The organism is Lelliottia sp. AC1 (assembly GCF_023278595.1).
GTDB lineage: Bacteria > Pseudomonadota > Gammaproteobacteria > Enterobacterales > Enterobacteriaceae > Enterobacter > Enterobacter nimipressuralis.
In genome coordinates this window covers 3,513,116-3,537,769 of the sequence record NZ_CP025699.1, presented here as the reverse complement: position 1 = coordinate 3,537,769, position 24,654 = coordinate 3,513,116, and the positions used below count along the sequence as shown (strand labels likewise).

Here is a 24,654-nt window from a genome sequence, read left to right as displayed (position 1 = left end):
CCATGCCACGCCCCCTGAACAGTACCGATACCGATCTGAATGCCGAGAACCTGCTGCGCTTACCCGCTGAGTTTGGCTGCCCGGTCTGGGTTTATGACGCGCAGATCGTTCGCGAAAAGATTGCGGCGCTGCATCAGTTTGACGTGGTGCGTTTCGCGCAGAAAGCCTGCTCTAACATCCATATTCTGCGTCTGATGCGCGAGCAGGGCGTGAAAGTGGATTCCGTTTCGCTGGGTGAAATCGAACGTGCGCTGGCGGCAGGGTACGATCCGAAGCACGACGGCGAGGCGATTGTCTTCACCGCTGACGTGATTGACAGCGCGACGCTCGCCCGCGTGCATGAGCTGCAGATCCCGGTCAACGCCGGTTCGGTGGATATGCTGGAACAGCTGGGGCAAGTTTCGCCGGGCCACCGCGTGTGGCTGCGAGTCAATCCGGGTTTTGGTCACGGGCACAGCCAGAAAACCAACACCGGCGGTGAAAACAGCAAGCACGGCATCTGGTATACCGACCTCCCTGCGGCACTGGAAGTGCTGCAGCGCTACAACTTGACGCTGGTGGGCATTCACATGCACATCGGTTCCGGCGTCGACTACGGTCATCTTGAGCAGGTGTGCGGCGCGATGGTGCGCCAGGTGATCGAATTCGGTCAGGATCTGGAGGCGATCTCCGCCGGTGGCGGCCTGTCGATCCCATATCGCGAAGGGGAAGAGGCGATCGATACCGATCACTACTACGGCCTCTGGAGCGCGGCGCGCGACAAAATTGCCGCCCATCTGGGCCATGCAGTCAAACTGGAAATCGAGCCGGGACGTTTCCTGGTGGCAGAGTCCGGTGTGCTGGTTACTCAGGTCCGCAGCGTGAAGGCGATGGGGAGCCGACACTTCGTGCTGGTGGATGCGGGCTTTAACGATCTGATGCGCCCGGCGATGTACGGCAGCTATCACCACATTACCGCGCTGGCGGCGGATGGTCGTGATTTAACGCAGGCGCCGCGGGTTGATACCGTGGTCGCCGGTCCGCTGTGCGAATCGGGCGATGTCTTTACCCAGCAGGAAGGGGGCAAAGTGGAAACCCGCGCGCTGCCTGTTGTTGCGCCGGGAGATTATCTGGTGCTGCACGATACGGGGGCATATGGTGCGTCGATGTCGTCCAACTACAACAGCCGTCCGTTGCTGCCAGAAGTGCTATTCGATAACGGTGTGGCGCGGCTGATTCGCCGTCGCCAGACCATTGAAGAGCTGCTCGCGCTCGAACTATTTTGAGGTGTAAAACGGCCCTGTCGTGACCGAATCGCGCAACATGAGCGTACCGGTAAACGGCGGGATCGTCTCGATCGGCTGGTGGTTTGCCAGCCGAACCGCCTGATCGATAGCCGTGACGATCATATTATCGATTGGCAGATAGACGGTGGAGAGGGCGGGTTCCAGCCATTTGGCGCTCGGCGCGTCGTCAAAACCAAACAGCGAAATGTCCTGCGGAATATGCAGCCCGGCCTGATGCAGTGCTTTAGACGAGCCGAGCGCCATATCATCGTTACAGGCAAACAGAGCGGTAAAGGGGACTTTCTCGCTGAGCAGCTCGTTGCACAGCTCATATCCCCGCGTCATGCCCGCATCCCCATACTTCACCCGACGATCGTCCCAGGCAATGCCGTGTTTTTCCAGCGCCTGACGATAGCCCATCAGACGTGCTTTACCCGTTGGGGTATGAATGGGCACTGTAATGCAGGCGATCTCCCGATGGCCCTGGCTAATCAGATAATCGACCGCTTTAAACGCCGCTTCCTGTTGCTCGAAAAACACGCATCGATCGCGCGCCAGACTGACGTCGCGGTTAATCACCACCAGCGGCATTTTCACGCTGTTGATAAGCTTCATGATCGCTTTTTCGCTCATATAGCGCGTGTACAGCACAATGGCGTCGCACTGGCGGTCTGCCAGCATTTGCACCGCCTGCTCTTCACGCTCAGGCGCGTCGTGGCCGTCGGTGACGATCAGCTGCTTGCCGTGCGTTTCCGTCTGGCGCGACGCCTGCTGCAGCAGACGACCAAAGTAAAAACCGTCAAAGGTAGAGACCACCAGACCAATGCTGTTGCTGGTCTGGTTCGCCAGCGACTGCGCGAGGAAATTTGGGCGATAGCCCAGCTCTTCCATCGCGTTAAATACCTGCTGACGCGTACTCTCTTTGACCTGACCTGTGCCATTCAGCACGCGCGAGACCGTGGCTTTCGACACACCCGCGCGTAGTGAGACATCCAGCATTGTTGCCATTAGACATTCCTGCATTCACGTAATCGTCCGCAGTTTATCACAGACCCTCAGGCGCATAAGCGAGACGGCGAGGGGAAAATCCCTATCGCGATCACGGTTCAGCATAAAACGGGGTAACTGGCATACCAAAGTGGTGAAAAATCATGATTTGGAATACCTCTGGCCGCATTGAGAGTTGAATCACAGAACCCTGAGCGACCTGAAGCTATTTTTGGTATGCCAATAGTATCCGGCTGTACACCTTATTCTCTATCCAGGCGGCTTCATGTGGCAGGACGGCGGCACCCGTACCCATCCCGATGCACTTACGTTAGGCAGCGGTTCGGGTGAGTGAGTGCAGCCATAACCCTGCAACGTGAAAGGCGACGGGTATAAAAGCCCTTTTACTGAGGTATTACCTTATGGCAGTGCAGGAAAAACTGATCGACGCTCTGGGCAGTTTCGCCACTAAATTCAACAGCTATCGCTATATCATGGCGATAAAATCCTCGTTCATTACCTTAATGCCAGTCATCATTGTGGGCGCCTTCTCGGTGCTGATTTCCAACATGGTGCTGGACCCTAAAAACGGCCTCGCGAGCTTCCAGTCCCTCTCGTTTCTGGCGGCGCTTAAGCCGATCACCAGCGCGATAAACTACGCCACGCTGAATTTTCTCAACATTGGCGCGGTGTTTTTAATTGGTATTGAGCTTGGGCGTATCAACGGTATCAAATCACTGTTTCCGGGCCTGCTGGCAGTGATCTGCTTTATCTGTGTCACGCCGACCACCGTCGAAATGCTGGTCGACGGGCAGATGCACGTGGTGAAAGACGTGCTGCTACGCCAGTTCTCGGATACCCGCAGCCTGTTCCTCGGCATGTTTATTGCCATTCTCTCCGTCGAGGTTTACTGCTGGCTGGAAAACCGTCCAGGGCTGAAAATCAAAATGCCTGATACGGTCCCGCCGAACGTTTCAGCGTCGTTCTCGGCGCTGATCCCGGCGATTATCACCACCACCGCCATTGCGACCTTCGGTTTTATCTTCCATCAACTGACCGGCATGTACCTGTATGACGCGGTCTATCAGGTGGTGCAGCAACCGCTTGAGCGCGTGGTGCAGAGCCTGCCGGGTATTCTGTTGCTGATGTTCGTCGCGCAGCTTTTCTGGGTGATCGGCATCCACGGTAATCAGATGATCAAACCGATCCGCGAGCCGCTGCTGCTGGGGGCGATCACCGTCAACATGAGCGCCTTCGAGCAGGGCAAAGAGATCCCCAACATCATCACTATGCCGTTCTGGGATGTGTACATGAGCATCGGCGGATCGGGTTTGACCATCGGCCTGCTGATCGCGGTGATGATTGGCACGAAGCGCAAAGAGATGCGTGAGATCGCCAAGCTCTCTATCGGGCCGGGGATTTTTAACATCAACGAACCGGTGATCTTCGGTATGCCAATCATGCTCAACCCCATCCTCGCGATCCCGTTCATCATCACTCCGCTGGTGACCGGCTCGATTGGCTATTTCGCCACCGTCACCGGTTTCGCCGGAAAAGCCGTGGTGATGGTGCCGTGGACTACGCCTCCTCTGATCAACGCCTGGCTGTCGACGGCGGGATCGATGGGAGCGGTGATCACCCAGCTAATCTGTATCGTCACCGCCGTGCTGATCTATCTGCCGTTCGTGAAAATTGCCTCACGCCGCGCGGAGCAGGCGGCCCTGCAGGCGCAAAGCCAGCAAGCGACAAATAACGTATGAGGATCTCATGAGCACAAAACACATCTCGATCCCGCAGGATTTTATTCTGGGTGCCGCCGCGTCGGCCTGGCAAACGGAAGGCTGGAGCGGCAAAAAAGAGGGGCAGGATTCGTGGATCGATCTCTGGTACAAAAACGATCGTCACGTCTGGCATAACGGCTACGGCCCGGCGGTGGCGACCGATTTTATCAACCGCTTCCGCGAAGACGTGGCATTGATGAAGCAGGCCGGACTGACGCACTATCGCACCTCTATTAACTGGTCGCGGTTTTTGACCGATTACGAAAACGTGACCGTCGATGAAGAGTACGCGGCGTATTACGACGCTCTGTTCGACGAAATGCACCTTCAGGGCATCGAGCCGATGATCTGCCTGGAGCACTACGAGCTACCGGGCGCGCTGCTGGAAACGTACGGCGGCTGGGCCTCAAAGCAGGTGGTGGAACTCTTTGTGCGTTACGCCGAAAAAGTGTTTGCACGTTATCACGGGAAAGTGACGCGCTGGTTCACCTTCAACGAGCCGATTGTGGTGCAGACGCGCGTTTATCTCGACGCGCTGCGCTGGCCCTACGAGCAGAACACAGGCACCTGGATGCAGTGGAACCATCACAAAGTGCTGGCGACGGCGAAAGTGGTGAAGCTGTTCCATGAGAAAGGCTACCGGGGAACCGTGGGCTGTATCCTGAATCCGGAAGTGACCTATCCGCGCTCGAAAGCGCCCCATGACGTGCGCGCGGCAGAGATCTACGATCTGTTCTATAACCGCGTCTTTCTCGACCCGCTGGTACATGGGCGCTATCCACAGGCGCTGTTTACCTTACTTGAGCAGCACCATGTGCAGTGGGAGTACAGCGCGGATGAGCTGGCAATCATTGCCGAAAACACCGTCGATGAGCTGGGGATCAACCTTTATTATCCGCACCGGGTCAAAGCCCCGTCACGGGCCTGGCATCCGGAAACGCCCTTCCATCCGGCCTACTACTACGAACCGTTCGAGCTGCCGGGGCGCAAAATGAACGCCTCGCGCGGCTGGGAAATTTATCCACGAATCATCTACGACATGGCGATGCGTATCAAAAACGACTATCGCAACATCCCGTGGTTTGTGGCGGAAAGCGGAATGGGGGTGGAAAACGAAGGGCAGTTCCGGGGCAGCGACGGGGTTATTGCCGACGATTATCGTATCGCGTTTATCAGCGAGCACCTCTATTACACGCTGCTGGCGCGCGAAGAGGGGGCAAACTGCCACGGCTACATGCTGTGGGCGTTCACCGATAACGTCTCGCCGATGAACGCGTTCAAAAACCGCTATGGCCTGATTGAAATCGATCTGGCCGATAACCGCGCCCGCCGGGCGAAAAAGTCGGCGGCGTGGTTCCGAAAGCTGCGCGATGAACGCACGCTGACGCTGACTGTCGATGATGAATGGAAATAGGCTAATCACGACGCAGGTTCTGGTAAAATAGCCGCCAACTGGCCGGGAGGATGCCCGGCCCGAGCGTCAACTCAACTGTCAGTACAGGTGAAATCGTGGAGAAGGCCGTCGTTCCGCCAGAAAAAAAACAGTACCAGGAGATTGGCGATGATCTGCGCACGCAAATCATCGACGGTCACTATCCTGTGGGGTCCCGTCTGCCGCCTGAGCGCAATATCGCCGAGACGTACGGCGTCAGCCGCACCATCGTGCGCGAAGCCTTACTCATGCTGGAGTTGCAGGGTACCGTCGATATCCGTCAGGGTTCCGGCGTTTACGTGATGCGCATCCCCGAAGAGCACGAAAACGAGGAAGAGCGCTTTTTAAATAGCGACGTCGGCCCGTTTGAGATTTTGCAGGCGCGCCAGCTGCTCGAAAGCAATATTGCCGCCTTTGCCGCGAAAATGGCGACCCGCGCGGATATTGATAATCTGCGTCGCATCATCGAGCAGGAGCAGCGCGCGATTGCCGCCGACGATCACAGCCAGGATAACAACAAGATGTTCCACCTGGTGCTGGCAGGCGCAACGCAAAACCAGATGCTGCTGGCGACTGTCGAGAGCGTCTGGCACCACATGGACAGCAGCCCGCTGTGGCAGCAGTTCAACGTTCACATCGCCAGCCGCGCATATCGCCTGAAGTGGCTTGGCGATCGCCAGACCATTCTCGCGGCCCTGCGTCGTCGCGACGTGATGGGGGCGTGGCAGGCCATGTTCCAGCACCTGGAAAACGTCAAAAAAAGCCTGCTGGAGCTGTCGGATGAAGACGCGCCGGATTTTGACGGCTATCTTTTTGAATCTGTCCCGCTTTTCCAGGGGAAACTGGTGTGAAGATCATTCCCCTTTATGCCGCTGCGCACCATGCCCAGCGCGTAACCGACTGGTTATGGCAGGCGTTTGGTGACGGTTTACCGCGTGAATTCTTTGCCAGCATCATCGAACACAGCCAGACGCCGGGCGCACTGCCGCTCACGTTTGTGGCGGTCGAGGGCGAAACACTGCTGGGCACCGTCGGATTGTGGCGCTGTGATTTGATGACGCGCCAGGATCTCTTTCCATGGCTGGCGGCGCTGTACGTTGACGACGCCGCGCGCGGGAAAGGGCTGGCAGGGCAGTTGCAGGAGCATGTGATGGGCTATGCCGCAAAGGCCGGGTATTCCGAGCTGCATCTCTGGTCAGCCTGCCGGGACTTTTATGAGCGCTACGGCTGGCAGTACATCGGCGATGCGCTGGAATACCCGAATAAAAACGTCCATCTCTATCGCTATTCGCTGACCGGATCTGCGGGGGCAACCACGGAGTGACGGCGAACCAGCGTCGGGCTGAACAGGTGAGTGATATCTGGCGGCGGGCGTTTTTCGGCCAGCGCCAGCGCCAGTTCAGCGGCCTGCGTTGCCATGGTCACAATCGGATAGCGCACGGTAGTTAAGCGCGGGCGCACGTAGCGCGCGACCAGCACATCATCGAAACCAATCAGCGAAATTTCTGCCGGTACGTCGATACCGTTATCGTTCAGCACCCCCATCGCTCCCGCGGCCATCGAGTCGTTATAGCTGGCCACGGCGGTGAAATTCCGCCCACGACCTAACAGTTCTGTCATCGCCTGCTCACCGCCGCTCTCGTCCGGTTCGCCATAGGTGACCAGACGATCGTTGCACGGCAATCCGCTTTCGCGCAGGGCATCGTAATAGCCTCGCAGACGATCTTCGGCATCGGAAATCTGGTGGTTTGAACAGAGATAACCAATGCGCGTATGACCCTGCTGGATCAGATGGCGTGTGGCAAGCCAGGCGCCGTAGCGATCGTCCAGCGCCACGCAGCGTTTCTCATAGCCGGGGATAATGCGGTTAATCAGAACCATGCCGGGGATCTGTTTCATCAGATGCAGCAGTTCGGCGTCGGGGAGGACTTTGGCGTGAACCACCAGGGCGGCGCAGCGATGGCGTATCAGCTGCTCAATGGCCTGGCGCTCTTTTTGTTCGTTATGGTAGCCGTTGCCGATCAGCAGGAAATTGCCGGTCTGGTACGCCACCTGTTCAACCGCTTTGACCATCGCGCCGAAAAAGGGATCCGACACGTCGCCGACCACCAGACCCACGGTTTCCGTCGACTGCTGCGCAAGGGCGCGCGCGTTGGCGTTGGGATGATAGTTCAGGGTTTCCATGGCGCTTTGCACGGCCTGACGGGACGCATCGCTGGCTTTCGGTGAATTGTTGATGACGCGAGAGACGGTCGCCACAGAAACACCCGACAGACGAGCCACATCCTTAATTGTCGCCATTAAATACCTTCTTTAGTGGGGTAAGCGTTTACACACTCAATAGTGTTGCGGAAAACCGAGGCGCATTCAAGGGCTGGCCCGCAATGCACCTCGCAAACGTGACGCAGAACATGGGAAAACAGTGTAATCGTTACACGGGGAAGCGTGTCAGAATAATGTCAAAGCGAACCTTTGCTTACACTTTGCGGCAGGCTGTTGCGATTGTCTGCTGGTGGAGAATGTGAACAGATTGCTAAAGTCGAGATCCCAGAGGTATTGATAGGTGAAATCGACTCCGGTTGATTAACACGAATTACACCAACCTGCGTCCATACGCAGGTTTTTTTTGTCTGTAACTTCAACATGTAACAGCAATCGATATTTTTCACACCTGGTTGCACTTAGGCTCATTCCCTTGCGTTTTCGCGCTGGCGAAGCGCATTGCCAGCAGCCACAATCAAGATCCCAGAGGTATTGATTGGTGAGAATTCTTGGTACGGTTTCGTACTCATCTCTTGCACCAGCCTGCGCGGATGCGCAGGTTTTTTTTCGCCTGAAATACGCTACCTCTCCTCCCGCCTGCACTTCTCGTGTAATCTGCCACAATTTAGCGTAACCCTAAAATTTAACAGGCAAAGGGAGTTGAAATGCTATTTGGGTTCTTCCGTACCTTGTTTCGTATCCTCTTTCGCGTCCGCCTGACGGGGGACACTCAGTCATTGCGCGGCGAGCGCGTGCTCATCACCCCAAACCACGTCTCCTTTATCGATGGTGTTTTGCTGGCACTTTTCCTGCCTGGCCGTCCGGTCTTCGCGGTCTACAGCTCCATCAGCCAGAAGTGGTTTATGCGCTGGCTGGCGCCGCTGATTGATTTTGTTCCCCTCGATCCGACCAAACCGATGATGATTAAACATTTGGTGCGCCTGATCGAGCAGGGCCGTCCAGTGGTGATCTTCCCGGAAGGGCGTCTTACCGTGACCGGCTCGCTGATGAAAATCTACGACGGCGCGGGGTTTGTCGCGGCGAAATCCAAAGCCACCGTGGTGCCGCTACGCATCGAAGGGGCAGAGCTGACCTATTTCAGTCGTCTGAAAGGGCTGGTGAAGCAGCGCCTGTTCCCGCCAATCACCCTCCACATTTTGCCTCCGACCACGCTGCCGATGCCTGAAGCACCGCGCGCACGGGATCGCCGCAAGATCGCAGGCGAAATGCTCCATCAAATTATGATGGAAGCGCGCATGGCCGTGCGCCCGCGCGAAACCTTATATGAATCGCTTCTCTCCGCGCAGGACCGTTTTGGCGCGAAGAAAAACTGCGTTGAAGATATCAATTTCAAGCCCGATACCTATCGCAAGCTGCTGACCAAGACCCTGTTTGTGGGCCGTATTCTGGAAAAATACAGCCAGCACGGGGAAAAAATTGGTCTTATGCTGCCTAACGCCGGGATCAGCGCGGCGGTGATTTTCGGTGCGGTGTCACGCGGACGCATTCCGGCGATGATGAACTACACGGCGGGTGTGAAAGGGCTGACCAGCGCGATAACGGCTGCGGAGATTAAAACTGTTTTCACTTCGCGCCAGTTCCTCGACAAAGGCAAACTCTGGCATCTCCCGGAGCAGCTCAAGCAGGTGCGCTGGGTGTTCCTCGAAGATTTAAAAGCTGACGTTACCCTTGCCGATAAGCTGTGGATCTTTGCTCATCTGCTGGCGCCACGTCTGGCGCAGGTTAAACAGCAGCCGGAAGATGCAGCCATTATTCTGTTTACCTCCGGTTCTGAAGGCAATCCGAAGGGGGTTGTCCACTCCCATAAAAGTATTCTGGCGAACGTCGAGCAGATCAAAACCATTGCCGACTTCACCGCGAACGATCGTTTTATGTCGGCGCTGCCGCTTTTCCACTCCTTTGGCCTGACGGTCGGTCTGTTTACCCCGCTGTTCACGGGCGCCGAGGTGTTCCTTTATCCTAGCCCGTTGCATTACCGAGTTGTACCGGAACTGGTGTATGACCGTAACTGTACGGTGCTGTTTGGCACCTCAACGTTTCTTGGCAACTATGCGCGTTTCGCCAATCCGTATGATTTCTTCCGTGTGCGCTACGTGGTGGCGGGAGCAGAGAAACTGCAGGACAGCACCCGTCAAATCTGGCAGGACAAGTTTGGTCTGCGCATTCTTGAGGGTTACGGCGTGACAGAGTGTGCCCCGGTGGTCTCGATCAACGTGCCGATGGCGGCGAAGCCTGGCACGGTCGGGCGCATTCTGCCGGGCATGGACGCACGTCTGTTAGCGGTGCCGGGCATTGAAGATGGCGGTCGCCTGCAGCTGAAAGGGCCAAACGTGATGAATGGCTATCTGCGCGTGGAAAACCCAGGCGTGCTTGAAGCGCCGACGGCGGAAAACGCGCAGGGCGAGGTCGAAACCGGCTGGTATGACACGGGCGATATTGTGCGCTTTGATGAGCAGGGCTTCGTGCAAATCAAAGGCCGCGCCAAACGCTTTGCCAAAATTGCCGGGGAGATGGTTTCGCTTGAGATGGTAGAACAGCTGGCGACAGCGGTTTCTGCCGACAAAATGCATGCCACGGCGATTAAGAGCGACGCCAGCAAAGGTGAAGCGCTGGTGCTCTTTACCACCGACAGCGAACTGAAACGCGAGCACCTTCTGCACTACGCCCGCGAGCATGGCGTGCCTGAGCTGGCCGTGCCGCGCGATATTCGTTATCTGAAACAGTTACCGGTGCTCGGCAGCGGTAAACCCGATTTTGTCGCGCTGAAAGGCATGGTTGATGAGGCGGAACAGCATAATGCGTGAGTCAGTACACACTAACACCTCCCTGTGGTCAAAGGGCATGATGGCGGTGACCAGCGCTCAGTTCCTTTCGGCCTTTGGCGACAATGCGCTGCTATTTGCCACGCTGGCGCTGCTGAAAGCCGAGTTTTATCCGGACTGGAGCCAGCCCATCCTGCAGATGGTGTTTGTGGGTGCTTACATCATTTTTGCGCCGTTTGTCGGGCAGGTGGCTGACAGTTTCCCTAAAGGGCGCGTGATGATGTTCGCCAACAGTCTCAAACTGCTGGGCGCGGCGAGTATCTGCTTCGGCTTTAACCCCTTTATCGGCTACACGCTGGTGGGGATTGGCGCGGCGGCGTATTCACCGGCGAAATACGGGATTCTGGGGGAGCTGACCACCGGCGACAAACTGGTTAAAGCCAACGGGCTGATGGAGTCCTCGACAATTGCCGCCATTCTGCTCGGCTCCGTCGCCGGCGGCGTGCTGGCGGACTGGCATGTGCTGGCCGCGCTGGGTGTGTGTGCGCTGGTGTATGCGGGCGCAGTCGTGGCGAACCTGTTTATCCCGACGCTGCCCGTGGCGCGTCCGGGGCAATCCTGGCGCTTTACGCCGATGACGGCCAGTTTCTTCAATGCCTGCCGCGTGCTGTGGCGTAACGGCGAAACGCGCTTCTCCCTCCTGGGCACCAGCATGTTCTGGGGCGCGGGCGTGACGCTGCGCTTCCTGCTGGTATTGTGGGTGCCGACGGCGCTCGGGATCACCGATAACGCCACGCCCACCTATCTCAACGCGATGGTAGCCGTGGGGATTGTGGTCGGGGCCGGTGTGGCAGCGAAGCTGGTCACCCTGGAAACCGTATCGCGCTGTATGCCTGCGGGGATTTTGATTGGTGTCGGCGTGCTGTTTTTCTCCCTGCAACATGCGCTGCTGCCGGCTTACGTGCTGCTGATCCTGATTGGTATGCTCGGTGGTTTCTTTGTTGTACCGCTGAACGCACTCCTGCAGGAGCGTGGTAAACAGACCGTCGGGGCGGGTAACGCGATTGCGGTGCAAAATCTCGGTGAAAACACCGCGATGCTGCTGATGCTGGGGCTGTATTCGCTGGCGGTTAAAGTGGGATTACCGGTCGTGGGCATCGGCATCGGGTTCGGTGGGTTGTTTGCGCTGGCAATTGCGGGGCTGTGGCTCTGGCAGCGTCGTCGGTAACGGATTGCCGGGCGGCGACTTCGCCTTACCCGGCATACCAGATCAAAACGCGTTACGGTGCCGGATAGGTGTAAACCTGATGCACCGCCTCAATCTCCGCCAGCACCTCTTCGCTCAACTCCAGATGGAAACTGTCGATGTTCGTTTTCAACTGTTCCATTGTAGTGGCACCCAGCAGGGTGCTTGCCACGAACGGCTGACGACGCACAAAGGCTAATGCCATTTGTGCAGGGTCCAGACCGTGACGTTTCGCGATATCAACATACGCCGCAACGGCTTTCTGCGTTTGCTCACCGCTGTAGCGGGTAAAACGGCTGAACAGGGTATTACGTGCCCCGGCAGGTTTTGCGCCGTTGAGGTATTTACCGGTCAACGTCCCGAAGCCGAGGCAGGAATAAGCCAGCAGCTCAACGCCTTCATACTGCGTCACTTCCGCCAGACCCACTTCATAACTGCGGTTAACCAGGCTGTAAGGGTTCTGAATGGTCACAATGCGCGGCAAATCGTGCTTATCGGCCAGATGCAGATAGCGCATCACGCCGAACGCCGTTTCGTTCGAGACGCCAATGTAGCGGATCTTACCGGCGCGCTGACACTCGGTCAGAGCTTCCAGGGTTTCGAGCAGGGTCACCACCGGCGCGCTGTCGCTCCAGGTATAGCCCAGCTTGCCGAAGCAGTTGGTCGGGCGCTGAGGCCAGTGAACCTGGTATAAATCGAGATAGTCGGTCTGCAAGCGCTTCAGGCTGGCATCCAGCGCGGCGCGGATATTTTTGCGATCCAGAATCTGATTCGGACGAATGCCCGCGTCGTTATTGCGCGACGGGCCGCTGACTTTCGACGCCAGCACCAGCTTTTCGCGATTGCCGTTTTTCGCCAGCCAGTTGCCAACGTAGGTTTCGGTCAATCCCTGGGTTTCCGGGCGCGGAGGCACCGGGTACATTTCGGCCACATCAATCAGGTTGATCCCCTGGCTGACGGCGTAATCGAGTTGCGCATGGGCATCGGCTTCGCTGTTTTGTTCACCGAATGTCATCGTGCCCAACCCCAGTTGGCTGATCTCCAGAGTGCTGTGGGGGATACGGTGATAATGCATAGCCGGCTTCCTATACTGTGTAAATTGACGGCGTCAGGAATCTCCCCGACGAAGGACTATAAACATGGCAGAGGGGGAGCAAAAGGGGAAGAAAAAAATCAAAAAGGCCAGTAAGCAACTGACCTTTAACTGTTTATCTTTCGATGATTTGCGAAACTTCGTCGCGATTGATCTGCATCTTATTGCCCTGCTGATCGTTGTAGCTTACAAGGCCGGTATCGTCGTCGACTTCGGGTTTGCCGTCAGTCAGTATCATTCGACCGTCTTTTGTCGCCATAACGTAATCACTACTACAACCTGAAACCGCAAACGCTAAACCCACCGCTGAGATTATCACTGCCCATTTTTTCATCGTTATCATCCTCACCTGGCTCGTATCACATCATAGTGTAGTAATAACCTGAGAAAGCGTCAGGAGGAAGCAGTAAAATCTTAAACATCAGGTGAATGTGTTTGATTCAGTTCAAACTTCGGCTAAAAACCGCGTTTAAGCGAAAAAGTGACGAGCCAGCAGAGCACCGGTGAAGTTCTTCTTTAAATAGAAGCCGCGCGGCAGCGTCAGGATCGGTTCTCCCTGAGCGCCAATCGCCTCGGTCAGCGCCTTGCTGTTAGCGGCTTTCGGGCGTAACTGCATCACCTCGCCATGACGCGCGGTAATCCGCTCGACCTGACCCAGCACGATCATATCCATTAGTTCCTCCCAGTCCTGCGAAAGCTGCCGCTCTTCCTCTTCGTTTGGGCTCCACAGCAGTGGCGCACCCACGCGGCGATCCGCAAGGGGAATAGCTCTGTCGCCTTCGATGGGCACCCATAGCACGCGCTTGAGCTTATGGCGTACGTGGCTCATTTCCCAGGTCACACCCGTATTCCCGGTGAGCGGCGCAACGCAGACAAAGGTGGTTTCCAGTGGTTTTCCCTGGCGATCAATGGGGATGGTTTTAAGCTCCACCCCCAGTGCGGCAAAATCCTGCTCGGGTTTACTGCCCGCGCTTGCGCCAAGCCAGCGCTCCAGCAACACACCGATCCAGCCTTTATCCCGTTTCAGATCCGCAGGAATCGGCAAGCCCGCCATGGCCGCCAGCTCGCCGAGCGAGTAGCCCGCGACGCGTTGTGCCTGCTGCAATAACTGCGCTTCAGTAGCCGGAGGGGAGGTGAGTGGAAGGAGCGGAAGCATAACGTTAAACCTTTGATTAAAAAATGAACCGTAAAAGCAGACCTTGTGGATAGAGTTTAACTATTTCTTTAGCGATATGGCAGGTTGATGATTTATCAGCATTTTTAAGACAAATCCACTGCCGGATAAAAAGGGTAAAATCGGGTTGTTCAAAACTGGTCACTGACAATGAACAGGATCTTACACCATGTTATCCACAGAAAAGTGGGATAAGTGGGAATAACCCTCACTACTGTTTCAATTTACAGCCTTGACGTGCGACGAAAATCGAATTTTCACACAAATAGTGTCTAAGTTATTGGCACAATCTGTGGATAAAACCGACGCTGTTCGATCTTTCATCAGCACGCGGATCTCTCATGTGATGATCGTCACGTTATGGCGTCTTATTCACAGAAGTTACCCATTAAGACAATGAAATATAGCTATTTATTTCTCGATGAGATTGCGGGGTGATTTCCTTCCTGCAATGTTGTCCAGCGGTAATTCCATACTTCTTCACAACTATATCCACAGAAAAAGTGAATAAAATGGCCCTTTGCGTCCGTCATCTGTTTATAACTTGAGTGAAAATTGTGAGTTATTCAAATGTTATTCGTTCGCAGCCCTGTAAGAGAGTGGTTTACCGCCTCACAGGAGTATGAAACAATCGATCATATATAAGGTTTAGTTTGAGGTAGTCCGGTGATTGATGACGATGGCTACCGCCCGAATGTAGGTATCGTAATTTGTAATCGTCAGGGCCAGGTTATGTGGGCAAGACGGTATGGTCAGCACTCCTGGCAATTCCCGCAAGGCGGGATCAATCCAGGAGAGTCCCCAGAACAAGCGATGTATCGGGAGCTGTTCGAAGAAGTCGGCTTAAGCCGAAAAGATGTTCGCATCCTGGCTTCGACCCGCAACTGGTTGCGTTACAAGTTACCGAAACGTTTGGTGCGTTGGGACACAAAGCCGGTTTGTATCGGCCAGAAACAAAAGTGGTTTCTTCTGCAATTGGTGAGCAACGACTCGGAAATCAATATGCAAACCAGCAGTACGCCAGAGTTCGATGGCTGGCGTTGGGTGAGCTACTGGTATCCCGTTCGTCAGGTCGTGTCCTTTAAGCGCGACGTTTACCGCAGGGTGATGAAAGAGTTTGCAAGTGTGGTGATTGCGTTTCAGGAGGCCCCTCCTAAACCGCAAAGCCCACCTGCCTGGCGACGTAAAAGAGGTTAAGCAACGCACATCATGCTCACCCGCTTGCGAGAAATAGTCGAAAAGGTTGCCAGTGCTCCGCGCCTCAATGAGGCGCTGGACATTCTGGTGACCGACATCTGTCTTGCGATGGAAACCGAAGTCTGTTCGGTGTATCTGGCCGACCACGATCGACGCTGTTATTACCTGATGGCGACACGTGGGTTGAAAAAACCGCGTGGTCGCACCGTTGCGCTCGCCTTTGATGAAGGGATCGTTGGCCTCGTTGGACGGCTGGCGGAACCTATCAACCTCGCCGATGCGCAAAAACACCCCAGCTTTAAATATATCCCTTCCGTCAAGGAAGAGCGTTTTCGCGCGTTTTTAGGTGTCCCTATCATTCAGCGCCGCCAGCTTCTTGGGATACTGGTGGTGCAGCAGCGTGAGCTTCGCCAGTTTGACGAAAGCGAGGAGTCATTCCTCGTGACGCTGGCCACGCAAATGGCCGCAATCCTCTCCCAGTCTCAGTTAGCTGCGCTGTTTGGCCAGTATCGCCAGACGCGTATCCGTGCGCTGCCCGCATCGCCGGGCGTGGCCATCGCTGAAGGATGGATGGACGCCACGCTGCCGCTCATGGAGCAGGTGTACGAAGCCTCTACGCTGGACGCTGCCCTTGAACGCGAACGCCTGACAGGTGCGCTGGAAGAGGCCTCCAACGAATTCCGACGCTACAGTAAGCGTTTTGCCGCGGGGGCGCAGAAAGAGACGGCAGCGATTTTTGATCTTTATTCTCACCTGCTGTCCGATGCGCGCTTGCGCCGCGAACTCTTCGCCGAAGTGGACAAAGGATCGGTGGCGGAATGGGCGGTGAAAAAGGTCATCGAACGGTTCGCCGAGCAGTTTGCCTCCCTGACAGACGGTTATCTGAAAGAGCGTGCGGGCGATCTGCGGAGTCTGGGCCAGCGTCTGCTGTTCCATCTCGACGATACCATTCAGGGCGAAAACGCCTGGCCGAAACGCTTTGTGCTGGTCGCCGATGAACTGTCGGCTACCACTCTCGCCGAACTGCCGCATGACCGACTGGCAGGCGTCGTGGTGCGTGATGGCGCAGCCAACTCCCACGCGGCCATTATGGTGCGTGCGCTGGGTATTCCCACCGTTATGGGCGCGGATATTCAGCCTTCGGTGCTGCAACGCCGCACCCTGGTGGTCGACGGTTATCGCGGTGAGCTGCTGGTTGATCCTGAGCCGGTACTGCTGCAGGAATATCAGCGATTAATCAGTGAAGAAAACGAATTAAGCCGCCTGGCGGAAGATGACGTCGATCTGCCCGCGCAGTTGAAAAGCGGCGAGCGGGTTAAGGTGATGCTCAACGCGGGCCTTAGTCCGGCGCACGAAGAGAAGCTCGGCAGCCGCATCGACGGCATTGGCCTGTACCGCACTGAAATTCCGTTCATGTTGCAAAGCGGCTTCCCTTCCGAAGAGGAGCAGGTGGCGCAGTATCAGGGAATGTTGCAGATGTTTAACGACAAGCCCGTCACCCTGCGAACGCTGGATGTTGGCGCGGATAAACAGCTGCCGTACATGCCCATCAGTGAAGAAAACCCGTGCCTTGGCTGGCGTGGGATCCGCATTACGCTCGATCAGCCGGAGATTTTCCTGGTGCAGGTACGCGCCATGCTGCGTGCTAACGCCGCCACGGGGAATCTCAGCATTCTTCTGCCGATGGTGACCAGTCTGGATGAAGTCGACGAAGCGCGTCGCTTGATCGAACGTGCTGGGCGCGAAGTGGAAGAGATGATCGGTTATGCGATTCCCAAACCGCGCCTCGGCGTGATGCTTGAAGTCCCATCGATGGTCTTTATGCTGCCACAGCTGGCCAACCGCGTGGATTTCATCTCGGTCGGTACGAACGATCTGACCCAGTACATTTTGGCGGTGGATCGTAACAATACGCGCGTCGCGAGCATTTACGACAGCCTGCACCCGGCGATGCTGCGTGCGCTGGCGATGATTGCGCGTGACGCCGAATTGTACGGAATCGACCTGCGCCTGTGCGGTGAAATGGCAGGGGATTCCATGTGTGTGGCGATCCTGATCGGTCTTGGCTTCCGTCATCTGTCGATGAACGGTCGCTCGGTGGCGCGTGTGAAATATCTGCTGCGCCACATCGAAATCGAAGATGCTCAGGAGCTGGCAAAACGCAGCCTTGAGGCACAGCTGGCGACGGAAGTCCGTCACCAGGTCGCGGCCTTTATGGAGCGTCGCGGCATGGGCGGTTTGATCCGCGGTGGCCGCTAAACTTTCCCATTCCCTACACGAATGGAGCGACACTCTGCTCCATTCCCTATACACATCTTTTACATCTCAGGCGCATCCTCCGCGCCTGCCTTGTGCTATGATTCGCAACTTTGGAGCGTGGGTTAACCCTGCGCGCGCTTATTTTTCGCTGTCCACTTTCAGCGGAATAACAACATCTTGTGGTGACAGATGAACAGTGGTTATCTGCATTTTCCGGAATTTGATCCGGTCATTTTCTCAATCGGTCCCGTTGCGCTTCACTGGTACGGTCTTATGTACCTGGTCGGCTTCATCTTTGCCATGTGGCTTGCTGGTCGTCGCGCCAGTCGTCCGGGCAGCGGATGGACGAAAAACGAAGTTGAAAACCTGCTCTATGCCGGGTTCCTCGGGGTATTCCTCGGTGGGCGTATCGGCTATGTGCTGTTCTACAACTTCCCGATTTTCCTGAACGATCCGCTTTACCTGTTCCGCGTCTGGGACGGAGGCATGTCCTTCCACGGCGGTCTGATAGGTGTGATTCTGGTGATGGTCATCTTCGCCAAACGCACCAAACGCAACTTCTTCCAGGTGGCTGATTTTATTGCCCCACTGATCCCGTTTGGTCTGGGCGCGGGTCGTCTCGGTAACTTCATTAACGGGGAACTGTGGGGTCGTGTCGATCCGAGTGTCTCCTTTACGATGCTGTTCCCGAACTCACGTGCGGAAGACCTTGCGCTGCTGCCTTCCCACCCAGAGTGGCAGTCTATCTTCGACACCTACGGCTCACTGCCGCGCCACATGTCGCAGCTGTATGAGCTGGCGCTTGAGGGTGTGGTGCTGTTTATCATTCTGAATCTCTTTATCCGCAAACCGCGTCCAATGGGTGCCGTCTCCGGGCTGTTCCTGATTGGTTATGGTGCGTTCCGAATCATCGTTGAATTCTTCCGCCAGCCGGATCAGCAATTCACCGGGGAATGGGTACAGTACATCAGCATGGGGCAGATTCTCTCCATCCCGATGATTGTCGCGGGTATCATAATGATGATTTGGGCGTATCGCCGTCGTCCACAGCAACAGCTTTCCTGAGGAACCATGAAACAGTATCTTGAATTGATGAAAAAAGTGCTCGACGAGGGCACGCCAAAAAACGATCGCACCGGCACCGGAACGCTCTCTATTTTTGGCCACCAGATGCGCTTTAACCTGCAGGAAGGTTTTCCGCTGGTGACGACCAAGCGCTGCCATTTGCGCTCGATCATTCATGAACTGCTCTGGTTCCTGCAAGGCGATACCAACGTGGCCTATCTGCACGAAAACAACGTCTCGATTTGGGACGAATGGGCAGATGAGAACGGCGACCTCGGCCCGGTCTACGGCAAACAGTGGCGCGCGTGGCCAACGCCAGATGGTCGCCACATTGACCAGATTACGACCGTGCTAAACCAGCTGAAAAACGATCCCGATTCACGTCGCATTATCGTCTCAGCCTGGAACGTCGGCGAGCTGGACAAAATGGCGCTGGCGCCTTGTCACGCCTTCTTCCAGTTCTATGTCGCTGACGGCAAACTGTCCTGCCAGCTCTATCAGCGCTCTTGCGACGTGTTCCTCGGTCTGCCGTTCAACATCGCCAGCTATGCATTACTGGTTCATATGATGGCGCAGCAGTGCGACCTTGAAGTCGGTGATTTTGTCTGGACCGGTGGCGATACGCACCTGTACAGCAATCACATGGAACAAACGCACCTGCAGCTGACTCGCGAACCGCGCGCACTGCCGAAGCTGGTTATCAAGCGTAAGCCGGAATCCATCTTTGACTATCGCTTCGACGATTTCGAGATTGAAGGCTACGATCCCCACCCTGGTATCAAAGCCCCTGTCGCTATCTGATAGATCAAATCCTGACACAACCGGTGCTCTTTAGCGCCGGTTTTTTTTGCCCAGATTTCACCTTTACGAGCTGCTTTCCAGCGTTTTTGTAACGTAATGCAACGGATGATTTTCACAGGAAAGCGCCTCTTAATCTTCACTTTCTGCTGTCGTTTTTCTGGGCGCTTCCCGCCACACTGCGGGCATGAAAAAACAACGCGGCTTTACGCTTATCGAAACCATGGTGGCAATTTCCCTTGTCGTCATTCTCAGCGCCACAGGGCTGTCGGGCTGGCAGAGTTGGCAGCAACAGCAACGCCTGTGGCAAACCGCCCATCAGGTACGTGACTACCTGGTACAGCTTCGTAACGATGCGAACGGCTATAACCGGGATCATCTCATCGTGGTGAATAAGGACGGCGAAAAGGCGTGTCTTGCGACGACGAAAAGTGCGGACTGCCAGACTCAGAGCGGGTTGGTCCTCAATTTGCCATGGCCGGAAGTCGCGATTGCAGAACTGACGAAATCCCTGGCGTTTTATGGATTACGGGATACCGCCTGGCCTGGAAGAATACGCATCAAAAGCCCAGCGGGAGAATGGCTAATTATCGTGTCGAACACCGGGCGTATCAGGATGTGCAACAGCACAGGGAAGGGAACATGTTGAAAAACCAGTGCGGCTTCTCGCTGACCGAGGTACTCATCGCAATGGCAATTAGCAGTATTTTGCTGCTGAGTACCGCGCGTTTTATGCCGGCGTTACAGCGAGCCATTCTCAAGCAAGAGCAACAGCAGGAGCTAGAAGAAGAGGTCTGGCTCAGAGCCACTGCTATCGGCAAGCAGCTGCAAAGGGCCGGATACTGCAACGGCTCTTGTCAGGGGCCCGCGTTGACGATGGGTAGGGCAGGGCGCTGTGTCATTGTGCAATGGGATGCCAACAGCAATGGCCGCTGGGAGAATGCCCCCTCGACAGAGGCGGAGCAAACAGGGTTTCGCCTGGAAGCTGGCGCACTAGAAACCCAGCGGGGAGCCACAAGCTGCGAAGGAAAAGGCTGGGAGAAGTTGACCGAACCTGAACGTGTGTTGGTGACTCACTTCCTGGTGAGCAAAATTGAACACACTGGCTTTGCGCCTGAGCTAAGTATCGAGCTGGCTGTTTCCACAACACATCCACACGCCGAGCCAATACAGGTCACACATCGTGTCACAGGATTTAATCTATGAAACGTCAGCGGGGGATGTCATCGCTTGCGCTGGTCCTGTTGCTCCTTGTGATCGGCAACCTGACCCTGACCGGCCTTAATCTGCAGCTCGATGCTTTTACGCGGATGGTGAGCCGTGAGCGGCAGCTGATTTTACAGCAGGCCAACGTCCAGTCGGCGCTGGAGTGGGGCAAAAGTCAGCTCTGGCCGGTGGGGCCAGGTATTCAATGCAAAAAAGGGCTGCCAGGGCGAGTCTGTCTGCGCGTTACTGAAGACAACCGCGTCCTGCTTATTGCGGGGAGTGGTGAGCTGCTGCTGTGGCGCGGCGGGATAATCCAGGACGGGCGAGTGGTGTTCTCCCGCCATGGCTGGAGCGATTTTTGTCCACTGAAGGAGAGCGCACTGTGTCAGCTACCTTAGCCCGGCAAAAGGGATTTAGTATGGTGGAAGTTTTGTTAGCGATGATGCTACTGGTTATCGTCATTACTGCGCTGTCTGGCTATCATCGGGCGCTGGCAGCGCGATTTACGGTATTCAATCAGTATCGCCAGCTCTGGCACTCTGCCTGGAGCCAGACCCAGCTGTCACAGGGGACGTTACCGGATGGCTGGCGGATAAACAGGGGGCAGACAATGCAGGCTGGATGTGTCAGCATCTCGGTCACTATAATTTCGCCTTTGGGGCGGCAGGGTCAGATGACACGCCTGCATTGCCCGCTTAGTCAGTAGTCGGGAGCGTCTATGTTACGGGTCTACCACTCAAATCGTCTGGATGTGCTGGAAGCATTGATGGAATTTATCGTCGAGCGCGAGCATCCTGCCGATCCCTTTGAGCCAGAAATGGTGCTGGTGCAAAGCACCGGTATGGCTCAGTGGCTGCAAATGTCCCTGGCGCAAAAATTCGGTATTGCGGCAAATATTGAGTTCCCGCTCCCGGCGAGTTTCATCTGGGAGATGTTTGTTCGCGTCCTGCCGGACATCCCCAAAAAAAGCGAATTCAATAAGCAAAGCATGAGCTGGAAGCTAATGTCGCTGCTGCCGGATATGCTGGCGAGCGATGCGTTCGCCATGCTGCGCCACTACCTGAGCGATGATACCGACAAACGTAAACTGTTCCAGCTGGCCTCGCGGACGGCGGATCTGTATGACCAGTATCTGGTCTATCGCCCGGAATGGCTGACGTCCTGGGAAAAGGGTGAGCTGATTGACGGCCTGCCTGAGGCGCAAATCTGGCAGGCCCCGCTGTGGAAAGCGCTGGTGGAACACACCGAAAAACTGGGCCAGCCGCAGTGGCACCGTGCCAACCTTTACGAGCGGTTTATCTCAACCCTCGAAAAGGCCTCTGAACCGCCTGCCGGGTTACCGTCGCGCGTCTTTATATGCGGGATTTCCGCTCTGCCACCTGTTTATCTGAGCGCGCTAAAAGCCCTGGGCAAGCATGTCGATATCCACATTCTGTTCACCAACCCGTGTCGCCATTACTGGGGGGATATTCAGGACCCTAAATGGCTCGCCCGTCTTGTCGCTCGCCAACGGCGGCGGATCTTTGAAGAGCGCGCGATCCCGCTCTTCAAAGACAGCGACAATGCTGCGCAGCTCTTTGATGACGAAGGCATTCAAAACTTGCCGAATCCGCTGCTGGCATCCTGGGGAAAACTGGGGCGTGACTACATTCACATGCTGTCCGATATCACCTCGTCCGGCGAAGGCGATGTGGATGCCTTTGCGGAGATCACTCCTGATAGTCTGCTGCATAACGTGCAACTGGATATTCTCGATCTGGAGAACCGCGCCATCGCGGGGATCACAGCAGAAGAGTTTGCCCGCAGCGATAAGAAGCGAAAACTGGATCCAGAGGATCGCAGCGTTACCGTACATGTGTGTCATAGCCCGCAGCGCGAAGTTGAAGTGCTTCATGACAAGCTGCTGGCGATGTTGCAGGACGATCCTGAACTGACGCCGCGCGATATTGTGGTCATGGTGGCGGATATCGACAGCTACAGCCCGTTTATTCAGGCGGTGTTTGGTAGCGCCACCGGCGAGCGATATCTGCCTTATGCCGTTTCCGACCGCCGGGCGCGCCAGTCGCATCCGGCTTTGCAAGCGTTTATCAGCCTGCTTGCTCTGCCCGATAGCCGCTTTATTTCGGAAGACGTACTGGCGCTGCTGGATGTTCCGGTGCTGGCTGCTCGCTTCGACATCGACGAAGAGGGGCTGCGCTATCTGCGCCAGTGGGTCAATGAATCGGGCGTTCGCTGGGGGATTGACGATGATAACGTCCAGGAGTTCGAGCTCCCGCCGACGGGGCAACACACCTGGCAGTTCGGCCTGACGCGTATGCTACTGGGCTATGCAATGGAGAGCCATCAGGGGGAGTGGAATGAAGTCCTGCCTTACGATGAATCTTCAGGGCTGATTGCCGAACTGGTCGGCCATCTGGCTTCACTGTTGATGCAGCTTAATCGCTGGCGGCGCGAGCTGATGCAGTCCCGCACGCTTGAGGAATGGCAGCCACTGTGCCGGGAAATGTTGAATGATTTCTTCCTGCCCGACACGGACACCGAAGCGGCGATGGCGCTTATCGAACAACAGTGGCAGGCCATTATCGACGAAGGTATTTCATCTCATTATGGCGAGGCTATTCCGCTCTCCTTGCTTCGCGATGAACTGACGCAGCGCCTGGATCAGGAACGTATTAGCCAGCGCTTCCTTGCCGGTCCCGTCAATATTTGTACCCTGATGCCAATGCGTTCGATTCCGTTTAAGGTCGTTTGCCTGCTCGGAATGAACGATGGTATCTATCCGCGTGCTTTGGCGCCGCTGGGCTTTGATCTGATGAGCCAGCAGCCGAAGCGTGGTGACCGTAGCCGACGTGACGATGACCGTTACCTCTTCCTCGAGGCGTTGATTTCGGCCCAGCAAAAGCTCTATATCAGCTATATAGGGCATTCCATTCAGGATAACAGCGAGCGCTTCCCGTCAGTGCTGGTGCAGGAACTGGTCGATTACATTGGGCAAAGCCACTATCTGCCGGGTGATGAGGCGCGTAACTGCGACGAAAGCGAACAGCGGGTAAAAGCTCACATCACCTGTCTCCACACCCGCATGCCGTTCGATCCGGCTAACTACGTCGATAACGAACAGCAAAGCTATGCCCGCGAATGGCTGCCCGCTGCGAGGAAAGAGGGGCAAGCCCATACGGATTTCATTCAGCAACTTGAGCCTCGTTTGCTTGAGACGCTCACCTTTGAGCAGTTGCAACGGTTTTGGGCGCACCCGGTACGCGCGTTTTTCCAGCAGCGGTTGCAGGTGAATTTCCGCTCCGAAGAGAGCGAGATCCCCGATGCAGAACCTTTCACCCTCAATGGATTAAGCCGCTATCAGCTGAATCAACAGCTGCTTAATGCGCTGGTTGAAGAGGAAAATGCACAGACGCTGTTTCGTCGCTATCGGGCCGCAGGCCAGCTCCCGTATGGTGCATTTGGAGAAATCGCCTGGGATATGCAGTGTCAGGAGATGCAGGCTCTGGCCGATCGCGTCATTGAATTCCGTCAGCCGGGAAAAAGCCTTGAAATCGATCTGACCTGCAACGGTATTCAGCTCACGGGCTGGCTACAGCAGGTGCAGCAGGACGGGCTATTGCGCTGGCGTCCTGCCATGCTCAGTGTGTCACAAGGTTTGCAACTCTGGCTCGAACATCTTGTCTACTGTGCGGGCGGTAACGAAGGTGAAAGCCGTTTATTCGTCCGTAAGGACGGCGAATGGCGCTTCCCTCCAATGGCGTCCGATCAGGCTCTGGCCTGTCTCGAACCCTATATCGAGGGCTATCGCCAGGGGATGAACAAGCCGCTGCTGTTGCTGCCAGAAAGTGGGGGGGCGTGGATAAAAGCCTGTTACGACGCGCAGAATGATGCCATGTTAACGGATGACGCCTCGCTGCAAAAAGCGCGCAGCAAGTTTTTACAGGCGTATGAAGGAAATATGATGGTGCGCGGAGAGGGTGATGATGTCTGGTATCAGCGGTTATGGAGAACCCTTGAGCCGGAGTACTTCGACGCCATTACGCAAGAGGCTCAACGCTATCTGTTACCTTTGTTTAAATTTAATCAGTCCTGATGATTGTATAAAA

21 protein-coding genes and 1 pseudogene are annotated in these 24,654 nt (G+C 55.9%); 16 read left to right on the top strand and 6 right to left on the bottom strand.

The genetic code is table 11. The features are described from left to right. The first annotated feature begins 2 nt into the window (after positions 1 to 2). On the top strand, positions 3 to 1,265 hold the full coding sequence (gene lysA, locus C0560_RS16765; RefSeq protein WP_123428614.1) for a diaminopimelate decarboxylase: 1,263 nt from the start codon (positions 3 to 5) through the stop codon (positions 1,263 to 1,265). Here the strand turns inward: lysA and C0560_RS16760 are convergent. Continuing rightward, positions 1,257 to 2,273, bottom strand: a complete 1,017-nt coding sequence (locus tag C0560_RS16760; RefSeq protein WP_107702910.1) for a LacI family DNA-binding transcriptional regulator — start codon at positions 2,271 to 2,273, stop codon at positions 1,257 to 1,259. The two genes, lysA and C0560_RS16760, sit on opposite strands and share 9 nt — an antisense overlap. A 401-nt stretch (positions 2,274 to 2,674) precedes the next feature. Between C0560_RS16760 and C0560_RS16755 the strand changes: the two genes are divergently transcribed. The 4 genes from C0560_RS16755 (at position 2,675) to C0560_RS16740 (ending at position 6,789) form a co-directional block, all read left to right on the top strand. After that, on the top strand, positions 2,675 to 4,012 hold the full coding sequence (locus C0560_RS16755; RefSeq protein ID WP_129035083.1) for a PTS sugar transporter subunit IIC: 1,338 nt from the start codon (positions 2,675 to 2,677) through the stop codon (positions 4,010 to 4,012). 7 nt (positions 4,013 to 4,019) lie between these two features. Further along, positions 4,020 to 5,447: a glycoside hydrolase family 1 protein gene (locus C0560_RS16750; RefSeq protein WP_248859103.1), complete on the top strand. Its 1,428-nt coding sequence runs from the start codon at positions 4,020 to 4,022 to the stop codon at positions 5,445 to 5,447. Between the two features lie 95 nt (positions 5,448 to 5,542). Further along, a complete protein-coding gene (locus C0560_RS16745; RefSeq protein ID WP_100779075.1) occupies positions 5,543 to 6,316 on the top strand; it encodes a GntR family transcriptional regulator in 774 nt (257 codons plus the stop codon). Continuing rightward, entirely contained in the window at positions 6,313 to 6,789 is a 477-nt protein-coding gene (locus C0560_RS16740) for a GNAT family N-acetyltransferase (protein ID WP_248859101.1), read from the top strand. Before C0560_RS16745 ends, C0560_RS16740 begins: the two co-directional genes overlap by 4 nt. Here C0560_RS16740 and galR read toward each other — a convergent pair. Further along, the gene (gene galR / locus C0560_RS16735; protein WP_123428620.1) at positions 6,750 to 7,766 is read right to left on the bottom strand and encodes an HTH-type transcriptional regulator GalR; all 1,017 of its coding nucleotides are present in this window, start codon (positions 7,764 to 7,766) and stop codon (positions 6,750 to 6,752) included. The genes C0560_RS16740 and galR overlap by 40 nt on opposite strands. A gap of 626 nt (positions 7,767 to 8,392) precedes the next feature. Between galR and aas the strand changes: the two genes are divergently transcribed. Next, positions 8,393 to 10,552 (top strand): bifunctional acyl-ACP--phospholipid O-acyltransferase/long-chain-fatty-acid--ACP ligase, encoded by a 2,160-nt coding sequence (gene aas, locus C0560_RS16730; protein WP_248859099.1) that lies wholly within the window; start codon positions 8,393 to 8,395, stop codon positions 10,550 to 10,552. Beyond that, on the top strand, positions 10,545 to 11,738 hold the full coding sequence (gene lplT, locus C0560_RS16725; RefSeq protein WP_100779079.1) for a lysophospholipid transporter LplT: 1,194 nt from the start codon (positions 10,545 to 10,547) through the stop codon (positions 11,736 to 11,738). Before aas ends, lplT begins: the two co-directional genes overlap by 8 nt. A gap of 52 nt (positions 11,739 to 11,790) precedes the next feature. Here the strand turns inward: lplT and C0560_RS16720 are convergent, their stop codons facing one another. From C0560_RS16720 to C0560_RS16705, 4 genes and pseudogenes are all read right to left on the bottom strand, one after another. After that, on the bottom strand, positions 11,791 to 12,831 hold the full coding sequence (locus tag C0560_RS16720) for an NADP(H)-dependent aldo-keto reductase (protein WP_102104674.1): 1,041 nt from the start codon (positions 12,829 to 12,831) through the stop codon (positions 11,791 to 11,793). A gap of 133 nt (positions 12,832 to 12,964) precedes the next feature. After that, positions 12,965 to 13,183 carry a YgdI/YgdR family lipoprotein gene (locus C0560_RS16715; protein ID WP_100779081.1) on the bottom strand — a complete coding sequence of 73 codons (219 nt, stop codon included), beginning with the start codon at positions 13,181 to 13,183 and terminating at the stop codon, positions 12,965 to 12,967. Positions 13,184 to 13,318: 135 nt separating this feature from the next. Then, positions 13,319 to 14,005 carry a DNA mismatch repair endonuclease MutH gene (gene mutH / locus C0560_RS16710; protein ID WP_100779082.1) on the bottom strand — a complete coding sequence of 229 codons (687 nt, stop codon included), beginning with the start codon at positions 14,003 to 14,005 and terminating at the stop codon, positions 13,319 to 13,321. A 152-nt stretch (positions 14,006 to 14,157) separates the two neighbouring features. Beyond that, positions 14,158 to 14,235, bottom strand: a pseudogene (locus tag C0560_RS16705) (hypothetical protein); the annotation flags it as partial. A gap of 454 nt (positions 14,236 to 14,689) precedes the next feature. Here C0560_RS16705 and rppH point away from each other — a divergent pair. The 9 genes from rppH (at position 14,690) to recC (ending at position 24,641) form a co-directional block, all read left to right on the top strand. Continuing rightward, on the top strand, positions 14,690 to 15,220 hold the full coding sequence (gene rppH / locus C0560_RS16700) for an RNA pyrophosphohydrolase (RefSeq protein WP_100779083.1): 531 nt from the start codon (positions 14,690 to 14,692) through the stop codon (positions 15,218 to 15,220). A 12-nt stretch (positions 15,221 to 15,232) separates the two neighbouring features. Further along, entirely contained in the window at positions 15,233 to 17,479 is a 2,247-nt protein-coding gene (gene ptsP, locus C0560_RS16695; protein ID WP_100779084.1) for a phosphoenolpyruvate--protein phosphotransferase, read from the top strand. A gap of 189 nt (positions 17,480 to 17,668) precedes the next feature. Continuing rightward, complete coding sequence (gene lgt / locus C0560_RS16690) at positions 17,669 to 18,544, top strand: prolipoprotein diacylglyceryl transferase (RefSeq protein ID WP_107702914.1); 876 nt, start codon at positions 17,669 to 17,671, stop codon at positions 18,542 to 18,544. Positions 18,545 to 18,550: 6 nt separating this feature from the next. Further along, positions 18,551 to 19,345 (top strand): thymidylate synthase, encoded by a 795-nt coding sequence (gene thyA / locus C0560_RS16685; protein WP_100779086.1) that lies wholly within the window; start codon positions 18,551 to 18,553, stop codon positions 19,343 to 19,345. Between the two features lie 184 nt (positions 19,346 to 19,529). After that, entirely contained in the window at positions 19,530 to 19,991 is a 462-nt protein-coding gene (locus C0560_RS16680; protein ID WP_181826794.1) for a prepilin peptidase-dependent protein, read from the top strand. Continuing rightward, entirely contained in the window at positions 19,985 to 20,548 is a 564-nt protein-coding gene (locus C0560_RS16675) for a prepilin peptidase-dependent protein (RefSeq protein ID WP_248859097.1), read from the top strand. The genes C0560_RS16680 and C0560_RS16675 overlap by 7 nt, the downstream gene beginning before the upstream one ends. Then, positions 20,545 to 20,946 (top strand): DUF2509 family protein, encoded by a 402-nt coding sequence (locus C0560_RS16670; RefSeq protein WP_248859096.1) that lies wholly within the window; start codon positions 20,545 to 20,547, stop codon positions 20,944 to 20,946. Before C0560_RS16675 ends, C0560_RS16670 begins: the two co-directional genes overlap by 4 nt. Further along, positions 20,931 to 21,254: a prepilin-type N-terminal cleavage/methylation domain-containing protein gene (locus C0560_RS16665; RefSeq protein ID WP_248859095.1), complete on the top strand. Its 324-nt coding sequence runs from the start codon at positions 20,931 to 20,933 to the stop codon at positions 21,252 to 21,254. Before C0560_RS16670 ends, C0560_RS16665 begins: the two co-directional genes overlap by 16 nt. Positions 21,255 to 21,266: 12 nt before the next feature. Beyond that, complete coding sequence (recC, locus tag C0560_RS16660) at positions 21,267 to 24,641, top strand: exodeoxyribonuclease V subunit gamma (RefSeq protein WP_248859094.1); 3,375 nt, start codon at positions 21,267 to 21,269, stop codon at positions 24,639 to 24,641. The last annotated feature ends 13 nt before the right edge of the window (positions 24,642 to 24,654 follow it).